Genomic DNA, 3418 nt, shown 5'->3' on the forward strand with positions numbered 1-3418 from the left:
GCAGATTTAACTAAAACTTTAACAAATTTTAATCTAATCTTATCCATGTTAAAAATATAGCATCACCAAGTCCGATTATCGCTGATAGCGGACTAACCCCAGAACACATTTTAATTTTCGTGATTAAGCTTTTCGACAACCTTACCAGAACTCTGGTGTTCATGGAGGCACTGAACTTTTCGTCACTAAATGCTGTTGCCTATCCATTACGCCAACACACTGCATTCCTTTCCAAGCTGTGGAGCGTCGCTCGCTTCGCGGCTAAATCATATTAAACAATAGTTGCAATACTATCCCGCTGCCTTTCTGAAAAACGCCTTAATGAGCGCGATTGGTATACGCTTAGGTATACCAATAAAAGTTGAATTAAAAAAAAACATATTAAAACAAGTGATTGCCAAAAAAATTCAGATTCCGCCAGCCCACCAAATTCTTGGTCGATTGGTTACCAGACCCACTCGATGAAGTCCTGAGAACCCACACGGTGAAAACCTTGTGGGTTTTTTTGTGCTCTCAATTTGTCCCGCGAAGTTTGAAATCAACTCATTAAATCCGACCCTTTTAGGCACCTTGCGCCCGTATAGCAATACGGATATATGCGTGTATCAACCATAACGATCAGTTATTAGCCTGCTTTTCAATTGCTAACCGGTTAACAAGCCTGCTCAGTTGTTGCTCAGCGTCTTTTACCGCTGCAGAGTTTGCCGACCCACTGGAGCCGATAAGTCTCAGCTTCTCTTCTACAGGTACAGCTTTATTGAAACTGCTCTTCGCGTCGAACACCACGGACTTAAGCTCGCTGACGGTAATATACTTTCCACGCTGACCATCCAGTGCATCCAGTCTGCCTGAGAGTGCCTCTAACTTCTGCATACCTTCATGCCATCCCGACAGCGCAGTTTCTGGCAAAGCATTGACTGCCCTATTCTCATCCACCCGTGCCTTCATCCGCATAGCCTCTGGATGATGCGGCCACAGGGTTTGAATCTGAGCGAGCAGTTGATATGCATATTGCTGCTGCCAGTCAGGGGGGAGTGTTGAAAGTGTGCCCATCTGCTCAGAGGCCTGTGCCATCCAGCCCCGGGTATCAATACGGCTCATATAGGACCGGAGTAAAGCCTCAATCTGGCTGGTCTGCAAAATCTGCGGTAACGGGGAGACACTGTGGTTGAGCGCCTGCAACAGCGGGGGCTGGGTATGGTAGGCATTGTAAGCCCACAGCACTGTTGCACTGAACACGGATGCTGTAAGAACCCCTGCCGTAAAGGCTGGCCACCTTTTTTTTGGGTGCGGGAAATCATTAATAACCTGTGCATTTGCATTGGGCTTATCTGTGATGACATAAACCAACCGCTCTGCCGGGAGGGCCATTTCGGGGTTTCTCATTGTTGAGCACCCCGCTCCGTTATCACTGCTCTTCAGCTTCAGCTTGCTGTTTTGTATTAATGTACGCAGGACATCAAACTGACAGAGATGCTTGAGATTAAGACGTTGCAGCACCTCACCTATGCTCCCAGTGTATTGCTCTGCCCGGTAAAGCGGGTTGAAGTCATTTTCGCTCAGCGGCAACGTCCGTATCAGCTGCTGTAACCGTGTGCTCAGATTACTGAGGATCTCCGTTCTGATATGAACAGGTTCTGGCCAGAAACGTCCCCACTGATACGTAATCATAACGTCCAGTATGGACAACCCTTCATTCAGCCCCTGTAACCCGGCCAGCTGAGTACGAATCTGCGTGTACCAGGCCGCTGTTTGCAACTCCACGCCATTTTTCTCAAATAGCGAGAGACAGAGCTTCTCAGCATAGCGCCAGTTAACATCCGGGCGGGCGGGATGGACCTGTTTCATCATCTCAGCACGAAGCGCAGCATATTCAGGCATGGCCCGGGGACTGCCGCCTGTTCGGAGGTAGCGTTCAGTAAATTGTTTCATGGGAGGCTTTATTTCAGGTGAGGGGCTCAGAGAATTAAGAGGCGGGTTAACCGCACTGACAACATCAGTCTATTTATTTTCCATGCTGCTCTGCGATGCGACGCAAATACTCATTATTGTTAAATGCAATCATAATCAGTTCAAACGCAACCCGCGTTCCGATGCAGCCAAAAATCATTATAATCAATTGATACAGGCTGAAGCCGGTTACCTGTATTGAGAAAAGCCCGCCCAGGGTGATGCAAGCGAGGCTGAGCCAGTAAAACAGTACTAAAATTTTTGGTGTGATTAAATTATCGAAGAAAAAAATATTTTTCATAGGGTTTTCCTTTTATGCAAGTTTTTAAGATATGCAATATTGATGATGTTATTGGCCATTATTTATCTTTTCAGGGAGTGATTTCTTTACCCGTTGATATTTCCAGACAACGACGTGTTACCGGTTCCCAGTAATGATCGATATTTTTACTGTTCACACACTGGACTCGCGGATCGGGTGGTGGAGCCGCGGCGCGTGATTGGGATGTATCCTCCGTTTTAGGGTTATCACTACGCGGTTGGGGAGTTTTCTTTGGCGGTAGAGACTTTTTAGCCGTGCCGGGCTGTATACCTTTACGCTGGGATGCGGCAGGTTTGTTTGCTGCGGGCTCATTCTGACCAAAATAATCTTCCCTCTGTGATTTCCCACCGTGGCAGTGATAATCACCGGTCTTCCTGTTGTTATGGCAGCCTTCCGCATTTGTCCTGCCTGAATGCGCTGTCGCTAAGGAAGTGACCAGGAGGCTTAAAAGCAGGACTAATTTGATTCCGTTAAGTTGTGACATTCCTGTGCCTGTAAGTTGTGTGAGTGTGAAAATGGAACTTGAGAACCCTCATTTTTGCCTAGAGGAAAACCCTTTCTTTAGGGCAGAAACTCCACCATCCCCCCGAAGAAGGCCTCCTCGGCGAACACGTTTCTGAGTCCGGAAGAGATACCCTGTTGACTCCAGGTCTAGTCGTTGCCGCGGGGGTAAATTTCATTAACCTGTCCTCATAGCGCAAAACGATCCCCGGCACGCTGAAAGCCCGGTTATCCACCAGTCATTCGATGATGGGTACGCGGGTGGTTTCGAGGTGAAGGCCCGCCCCGTCAAGCCAGGTTTCTATCACTTGCTTGAGCTGGCTTATTGAATGGCGAAAGGCGGCGATGTCCGCCTGGCTTTTACTTAAAATAAAATGCCCAGCGAGGTCTGTGCCGCCTCAAGTTTCTGCAGAAATCGTGCTTTTGCTGACATGGTTTACCTGTTATTTTCGACCGGAGAATACGCACACCTTAATACCGGGTTTTATTTTAAAGATACTGCTGCTGTTTCAAATGACGAATAAGCACCCGTCCTTCCGGCATGAACTCCGTTCCGTAGCGCACCAGACCAATGCCTTTAAGCTCAGCATCAATCGCATAACGCAGCTCGCCCGGCAGGGTTTGTTCCAGCAGGACAACGTTGAT

3 protein-coding genes and 1 pseudogene are annotated in these 3418 nt (G+C 47.9%); all 4 read right to left on the reverse strand.

What is annotated here, in order from left to right; all coding sequences use genetic code 11:
* Positions 1–618 precede the first annotated feature (618 nt).
* Positions 619–1932, reverse strand: a complete 1314-nt coding sequence (locus tag WCC56_RS07590; RefSeq protein ID WP_424691794.1) for a VasL domain-containing protein — start codon at positions 1930–1932, stop codon at positions 619–621.
* A gap of 73 nt (positions 1933–2005) precedes the next feature.
* Entirely contained in the window at positions 2006–2251 is a 246-nt protein-coding gene (locus WCC56_RS07595; RefSeq protein ID WP_424691795.1) for a DUF4282 domain-containing protein, read from the reverse strand.
* A 70-nt stretch (positions 2252–2321) separates the two neighbouring features.
* Positions 2322–2756: a DUF1283 domain-containing protein gene (locus WCC56_RS07600; protein ID WP_424691796.1), complete on the reverse strand. Its 435-nt coding sequence runs from the start codon at positions 2754–2756 to the stop codon at positions 2322–2324.
* Between the two features lie 506 nt (positions 2757–3262).
* Positions 3263–3418, reverse strand: a pseudogene (locus WCC56_RS07605) (type VI secretion system baseplate subunit TssE); the annotation flags it as partial.

The organism is Erwinia sp. (assembly GCF_049696395.1).
Taxonomy (GTDB): domain Bacteria; phylum Pseudomonadota; class Gammaproteobacteria; order Enterobacterales; family Enterobacteriaceae; genus Erwinia.

Bases quoted from the DNA above. Each gene is read 5' to 3' on its own strand.
- WCC56_RS07590 (WP_424691794.1), bottom strand. From the start codon at position 1,932: ATGAAACAATTTACTGAACGCTACCTCCGAACAGGCGGCAGTCCCCGG.
- WCC56_RS07600 (WP_424691796.1), bottom strand. From the start codon at position 2,756: ATGTCACAACTTAACGGAATCAAATTAGTCCTGCTTTTAAGCCTCCTG.
- WCC56_RS07595 (WP_424691795.1), bottom strand. From the start codon at position 2,251: ATGAAAAATATTTTTTTCTTCGATAATTTAATCACACCAAAAATTTTA.